Source organism: Paracraurococcus lichenis (assembly GCF_030657435.1).
Classification (GTDB): Bacteria; Pseudomonadota; Alphaproteobacteria; order Acetobacterales; family Acetobacteraceae; genus Paracraurococcus; species Paracraurococcus lichenis.
The window spans coordinates 1-6,594 of record NZ_JAUTWS010000164.1 but is presented as its reverse complement, the minus strand read 5'-3'; the positions used below and the strand labels follow the sequence as shown (position 1 = coordinate 6,594).

Genomic DNA, 6,594 nt, shown 5'->3' with positions numbered 1-6,594 from the left:
CAAGCGGCAGCCGCGCGTGCAACAATGGCGAAGGCGCGGGAGGCGAAAGTGGCCGAGAAGGCACGCCAAGTGCGGCTCAATGCACTCGCGCGCCAAGGCGAGGCCGTCTGGCAGGAGGTCGAGCTCGAGATTGAGCGCCGTAATGCCTCGGGTTACGATAGAGCGCTTGCTCTGCTTCTCGATCTCAAGATGCTTGCTGAGCAGCGCAATACTTCCGCAGACTTTGCGGAGCGCATGGCAGCGATACGGGACCGGCATGCACGCAAACCACGCTTCCTCGAACGGCTCACAGCCTTGTAGTTCAGTGTTCGATATTCGACTGCCGCAACCCGTTCCTGCCAGATCCGGTCCGTCTCGGTAATGCCGGAAACGTTGGTGCTCACCGCTGAAGCCAATCCCAAGCGCTGGCCGAGCGATCGTCGGGGCGAATAGCGTCGTCCTGCGGAGACTGTAGGTCGGCGTGAACGTTCGGCGACTTCGGAGCCTGACCAGGAGCGGCGGACGAGCAGCAGGAAGCACGCCATGACGAAGCACTTTCGAACGGGACTCACCAGCTACGGCGACGCCGGGTTCTCGCCGTTCCGGTCCAGGCCGCCGGCTACTCCGACAGCGTCCGTCGACCGCCACATCGCGACTTCTTCGCAACATGCCGCCGCGGGACGCTGCTGCATCAGGATTGGTGCCGAGCCTGGCTCGAGGAAAACCACAATCGCAGCGCCTTTATCGCTCGAAGTCCGGGTCGGCACCGAGCACCAAGCCTGCGGGCAACGCCTCGCCATATAGGGCAGTGCGGTCAATCCGCCCAACCGGCGTGAACGCCCTGACCGTTGCGGTGCATGCGCGCGTCACACCGGCGGCTTCCAGACGGTAAGCGATCCGATCTCGGAGCGATTTGGGGACATCCAGGTTTCGGTCGTCCACGACGCGCGCCGCCCTGAGGAATAGGTTCTGCAACTCCACCAGTTCGGGTTCAATCCAGTCAAGATCTTCGAATGCCGTGTAAGCGCGCGCGACGAACTCCGGCGGCAGGACGGTCTCCGGTCCGCTGTAGATCGGAACCCGGTTCAACAGAAAGCCAAGGGCGGCCAGGTACGGCGTGCAATGCTGCTTCGCCTCTACCCGCTTCAGCACCTGTGCAATGAACGTCTCGATCAGATCCGTCTTCGTCTCTCGGGGCAGACGTTCGAGCGAGCCCGAGAGGCGTACAAGCTCAGGCGCAGCTTTCCCCGCGAGGATGCTATCGAGCTCACCCGCCAAGAGCATCGCCTGTCGTTCAGCCGTGAGCCCGCCTGCCACCCGACGCCAGAGAATATGTGCCTGAGTCCTGCTGCGTTTCCCGGGAAAGCAGAGTCCTGCATCACGCAGCCGCCATAGTTCATCCATGCGAAGCGCGTCATGCGCAAACCCAAAACCTGGACGCAGCATGAATCCGGCCAAGGTGAGCCAGGCCTCCTCATGCTCGACTGAAAGCTTCCGGCCGTTCATCCGTTCGTTCAGGCCCGGCCAAAGATTGCGCAATAGAGCGGCATTCCACTCATGCCGAGGCAATCCGACAATGCGTTCCAGATGTCCTAGGACTCCATTGGCGGTCAGCCTGCCGGATCTCGCCGTCGGCCGTGCGAACGTCGTCAAGATCAGATCCCGCGCAGCTTGCTGAGCCTCGGCCGTGGCATTTGGCTGTATGGGCATTGAAGCCGGCCAACCAAGCGCAGCCTCGCGGTCATGCTCATGTGGGCGGAGATTCCATTCGAGCGGCCAGGACCGCGGTGTCAGCGGGTCTGTGCTGACACAGGAGATCTGCAGCAGTCCCAGCGAATTCATCTTTGCTGCCAGACGAACGGGCACGGTCCGGCCTGACCCGACACCAGGCTCACTGCCTGTGTTGATGACCGTTTGCAGAGGTGGCAGCGCGTGAAAGGCTTCTGCGTCCCAAGGCAGAACATCTCCCACTTGGCAGCGGCCATGGCGGGTCGAGGAACAGGCCTGGAAGTTGACCATCTGGCCGGTGCGCACTTCAAGCCCCGGCAGATTGACTTCGAAGGTGTGCTCCGGCGGCGCGTTGCGAGGTAACACGCAAATCAGAGCAGGCGGAACAGTCTGATGTGTCGCCGCCTGTGCCGTCTGCACCTGGAGGAACACCGCGCGGGCAGCGCCCGCCGCGATGCGACCGGAGTGGCCGCGCAGCAGCTTGCCAAATCGTGCCGCGCCACGCGCGACAGCGAGGTCGGGCTCGGAATTCTCCAGTTCCGTCGGACGAATACCGCCTTGCCATGTTGCGACTTGTTCGAGCAGGCGCTGGCGCACGAGTGCAGGTTGGAGCGTACCGCCATTGAACAACACAAAATCCACGCGTGGTCGGCCCTTAAGAAAATCGGCCAGATGGCGCGTCACCGCACCGTCGGTAGCGTAGGGAAGTCCCCAATCACGTAAACCTGCCTGGGTGCGATAGGGCCGCGCGCGCGCTTCGCAAGCAGGAAAGAAGCCATCCAGTACCAGCCGCACGACCTCGTCGCGCGCCAGTGTCACAGCCTGTGTTCCGGCCACAAGGCTGGCTCCCCTGCCCGGGAGCGCCACCGTGAGCTGCTCGTTTGCCGAAGTGCTACCCGAAAGCGCCTGCTCCTTGAGATGGCGACATGACGCGACGAGGTGATCCCAGCGCGGGCCGGAAATCTGACCACGCTCTCCCATAAGCCGCGGTTCAAGCAGGACGGCGAGGGCCAGATCGATATTGTCGCCGCCGAGCAAAATGTGTTCGCTGACAGCAACGCGCCTTATGTCGGGCATCACGCTCAACGGACCGGGCCGCAGCTCGAACAAGCTGAAATCCGAGGTGCCTCCGCCAATATCTACGACTAGGACGTGTTGCAGCTCGGCAGCGTGCGTCGCCAGCCGTTCCCACATCGGGTCGGTCGCGCTGTACTGTTCCAGCCAGCAGTAGAAGGCTGCCTGCGGCTCCTCGAGCAGCCGTATGCCGCTGGGGAATCCGGCTTCTTCAGCGGCATTCAGGGTCAGTCGCTGTGCGGCCGCGTCGAATGAGGCGGGAACCGTGATGGTGATATCCTGGTCATCGAACGCACAACCGGATTGGGCGAAGTGGCTGTCCCAAGCGCCCCGCAGATGGTTCAGGATGAATGCGGCGGCGCGAACGGGTGAGATCTTTTGCGCTGGCGCAAGTTCCTCCGATCCCCAGGGCAGAATCGCCGCCGACCGGTCGGCCGTGTGGTGACACAGCCAGGACTTTGCCGACCGGGCGACCCGGCCGGCCGCCTCGCCCGCCCTGCGGCGGGCGAGGCGGCCGGCAATCCATCCTTGGGTTTCCGTAGCCCTCCCGCCGAGTTGGGCGGTCAGCGCGTCTTCCGGCAGATACAGGAACGAGGGCAGCGTCGGCGCCTCGACAAGCGTGCCGGGGGTTTCCCACTGCGGTATGGCGAGAGCTCCGGCGGGCTCACTGCCGACGAGCGGGACGTACGCCAGGGCGGAGTTGGTCGTGCCGAGATCAATGCCGATGGAATAGCGGGTCGTCATCGCTGAGGCAGCGCGTCGCGCAACCGAGGGCGAGCGCTATTCCGTGCGGACTTGGAACTCAATTTTCCATTTCCGGTCCGAGTTGGTATGTTTCATCCAGAGTTCGAGCGTGCCGAGCTCCGTGACGACGGCTTCGATTCGCACCGGCACGACCTGCCCTGAGGAAACATCGGGTAACGCCGGAAGCTCGACTTCCAACAGACTGGTTTCCTCCAGTTCACGTTCGGCGTCGGGTAGGATCTGCCCAGGTATGTCGCCGCTTCGTACAGCGGAAGAGAAGAAGCGGAACTCTGCCGCCTCGCCGGTCACAAGACCGAACGTGCGCCCCTCAATCAGCAGTTCGGTTCCCTCCTGCATGCCCTGCGGCACGACGCAGAGCGCCTTGACCGGTGGACGGAACCCGGGAACCGCCGGCATCGACGCTTTAAGACCGATGTAGTACGAACGCGAGGTGCCGGCCTTGATGCGCATGCCTTTGCCAGTCGCGCGGTGCCGGCCGTAGAGGGCGGCGCCTTGTGCGACCGCGAGATCTGGCTCAAACCCCTCGAGTTCCCGAACCGCTTGTCCGCCATTCCAGGATGCCAGCAGGTCCAATACCCGGGCACGGATCGGCTCGGCCTTGAACACGCCGCCATTGAACAATACGGCCGTGGGCATGAGCGCTTGCCCTCCGGCCCGCGATCCAACCAATGCGTGCAACTTGTCGCTCGCTTTTACATTCTGCAAGCTGCGCGTGAGAAAGCGGGCCAGATGCTTACTGATCACCGGATCAGATGCGTAGGGCAGGCCGAATTCCTGTAACCCTGTCCGACGCGCTTCGCGCGGGAGATCGTCTATCGCGGTCTGCGCAAAGAAGCCGTCGAGGATGACCTGCGAGAGCAAGGTGCGATCGAGTGCGATGGCAATCGTCTTGGCAAACAGACTGGAACCGCGCGACGGAATCGCGATCGGCGCCTCCGCCAAAGTAGTGTCTTCGAACAAGGTGATCTTCGCGTGCGATGCCGCATGCACGAGCGCCAGGAACTGCCAGGCATCTAACGCTTTGCCTTCGGCTTCCAATCTGGCCTGAAGCGTGTAGGCGAGGGCGAGATCCATGTTGTCGCCACCGAGGAGGATGTGTTCGCCGACGCTGATACGCTCCAACTCCAGATTGCCGCCGACATCGGTCACCGCAATCAAGCTGAAGTCGGCGGTGCCGCCGCCCACATCGCACACCAGGATGATGTCGCCAGGTGCCACCGCATCGCGCCATTGCCGGCCGGCCCGCGCGGACCACGCGTAAAAGGCAGCCTGCGGTTCCTCCAGCAACGTAACGTAGCCTAGCCCGGCGGCCTCGGCCGCTTCGGCCGTGAGGCTGCGCGCCACCTCGTCAAAGGAGGCGGGGACGGTCACGACGATCTGGCCATCGGCGAGTTCCCACTGCCTGCCCTGGGCGTTTACGGTGTGGAGGAAAGCGTCCTTGAGATGCTGCAGGTAACAGCGTGAGCACTCGAAAGGCGAAAGCTTCTGTTCCACACTGTCTGACCGCCAGGGCAGCGTGCGCTGCTTCGGATCAACGTGTGGGTTGGACAACCAGGATTTGGCGGAGGTCGTTAAGCGATCCGGCACGAGGGCGCCATGGTCCCGGGCGAATTGCCCAATAATCCCCGAGGTTTCGCCAGCGCTCCAAGGCGGGCGGAACGATCCCTGCGGGAATTCCTCGGGATGCGGCAGGTAAATCGCAGACGCTAAAGTTGGCTTCTCGCCCAACTGGTTGGCCGCCAAGATTTGGGGGATCGGCAGAACTTCGGTCCGATCGGTTTCCAGATCGGTCAGCGCCATTGCACAATTGCTGGTGCCGAGGTCAATGCCGAGACTGAAGCGAGCCTTCATGGACGCTGGTGCCCTGGTGGTTTTCGATCCAACTGACGAAGCCTGCTGTGTCTCTCCGAAACGTCGGAGGCCGCTATTTGAGCTCCACTTCTGCGGGAGCGATGGCGGGTAGCCGGTCGGTAGCGCGGCGGAGCAACTCGGGAAGCTTCACCATATCCGTCCTCCAGCCTCGATGGACAAGTACCCCGGAGAAAGGCGCTGCTCCCGCAACCCTGCCAATCAACCGATATTCGTCGGCGGAGTATCCGGCGGGAACCTGAACCGTCGACCCTTCTTGCTCTGTTCGTATAGGATAAACCCGAAAATATTCCTGCAAGACGCCCTTACATCCCATATGAACCACTCGGGCGGCTGCCCCGACCTGGGCATCATTGTAGGCATTGATGTCGTCCATCAGGAAATCGACCAGTCGCCCCTTCTCCTGAAGAACCGCAAGGAATTGGACGATTTCGGCATCTGCACCGCTCGCTTCAGACTGTCCCAGCGCTGGTCGGGCGGGTTCGACTGCGGGCTTTGCCGGGACTGCGTTCTCACGCCGTTGCATGAACAGCCCAATCAACACCAGAATCGCAAGCCCGAGGGTGGCTCCTGACAGGTACGGCTGGATGGGCTCCGCGGGGGGCATCAATGCCGCGCCGCTCATTCCCACCAGGAGCACTGCCGCAACAATCAAGACCACCCTCATCTCGGACACCCCTTGTGAACGCACCGCTGCTTGCAGGAGTCAGCAGACGCTAAGCTAGTCCTGGCAAACGCGGCAGGTTAAGGCCTCAAGATAGGGACGTCCGGCCGGTGCCGGCTGCCCTGTCCTGCCAGGTCTCGGCCTCAGTCATCGCCGCCCTCCGGATAATCAGGCTACCCGTCGGTGATGGTGGGGCAGGAGTGCGTGGCAGCCCGCTTCGGCGGCCTGGCCGATACGGTCACCATCCCCGAGGGCACAAATGCCGGCGCGGTGCGCCAGGTCGTGCGCGAGGTGCAGACAATCCCCGGTGCCGTCACCAGCTTTCACAGTTGCACTGGCCAGCGCGCTGCATGCATCAGCCGACCTGGGGCACCGGCATAAATCCGATCGAGCACGTCTCGACAGCCGAGGCGAAGGCAATGGCGCTCCGGTTGGCGCCAGAGGAGGGCCTGTTCTGCGGCACTTGGACCGGCGCCAACGTCATGACCGCGCTGCGGCTTGCGAGGCAGTTGGGG

At 63.1% G+C, this 6,594-nt stretch carries 4 protein-coding genes; 1 reads left to right on the top strand and 3 read right to left on the bottom strand.

Annotated features, from left to right (window positions below):
* Positions 1–300: hypothetical protein (locus tag Q7A36_RS37725; protein ID WP_305108941.1), on the top strand; the 300-nt coding region annotated here is incomplete at its 5' end.
* A 420-nt stretch (positions 301–720) separates the two neighbouring features.
* On the opposite strand, the gene Q7A36_RS37720 is transcribed toward Q7A36_RS37725, so the two are convergent.
* The 3 genes from Q7A36_RS37720 to Q7A36_RS37710 form a co-directional block, all read right to left on the bottom strand.
* Positions 721–3,525 (bottom strand): hsp70 family protein, encoded by a 2,805-nt coding sequence (locus Q7A36_RS37720; RefSeq protein ID WP_305108940.1) that lies wholly within the window; start codon positions 3,523–3,525, stop codon positions 721–723.
* A 36-nt stretch (positions 3,526–3,561) separates the two neighbouring features.
* Positions 3,562–5,397, bottom strand: coding sequence for an Hsp70 family protein (locus Q7A36_RS37715; protein ID WP_305108939.1), 1,836 nt, complete (start codon positions 5,395–5,397; stop codon positions 3,562–3,564).
* A 73-nt stretch (positions 5,398–5,470) separates the two neighbouring features.
* Positions 5,471–6,082, bottom strand: coding sequence for a DUF2760 domain-containing protein (locus Q7A36_RS37710; RefSeq protein WP_305108938.1), 612 nt, complete (start codon positions 6,080–6,082; stop codon positions 5,471–5,473).
* Positions 6,083–6,594 lie beyond the last annotated feature (512 nt).